The organism is Mesorhizobium sp. M7A.F.Ca.CA.002.09.1.1 (assembly GCF_003998555.1).
Classification (GTDB): Bacteria; Pseudomonadota; Alphaproteobacteria; order Rhizobiales; family Rhizobiaceae; genus Mesorhizobium; species Mesorhizobium ciceri.
The window spans coordinates 1-443 of record NZ_RZRR01001618.1 but is presented as its reverse complement, the minus strand read 5'-3'; the positions used below and the strand labels follow the sequence as shown (position 1 = coordinate 443).

Genomic DNA, 443 nt, shown 5'->3' with positions numbered 1-443 from the left:
GCACGCTGGAGCGCCGAGGATTTGGCGCGGCGGATGGATTTCTCGCTGCGCTGCGCCTACGCCCATGGCACAAGGGCGCTGCGCACCCACATCGACAGCGTCGCGCCGCAGGAGGAAATCTCCTGGCCGGCGTTCGAGGCGATGCGCGAGGAATGGCGCGGCCGCATCGAGTTGCAGGGCGCCTGCCTGCTCGGCGTCGAAGGCGTGCGCAACAAAAAGTGGTTCGACAGGCTGGCAAAGAGGGTTGCCGCGGCAAAGGGCGTGCTCGGTGTCGTCACCTATATGGCGCCGGACCTCGAAGAGCTGCTCGATCACGTCTTCGCGCAGGCCATCAAGCATGGCCTCGATCTCGATTTCCATGCCGACGAGGATCTTTCCTTCGAAACCGTTCCACAGAGCGGCCTCGGCGATCTTCTTCAGCGATATGGCGGAAATGTCGTTGG

General features: G+C 63.7%; 1 pseudogene. It reads left to right on the top strand.

Annotation, left to right across the window (positions count from 1 at the left end):
- Positions 1–378: pseudogene (locus EN994_RS34975) on the top strand (cytosine deaminase); the annotation flags it as partial.
- Positions 379–443 lie beyond the last annotated feature (65 nt).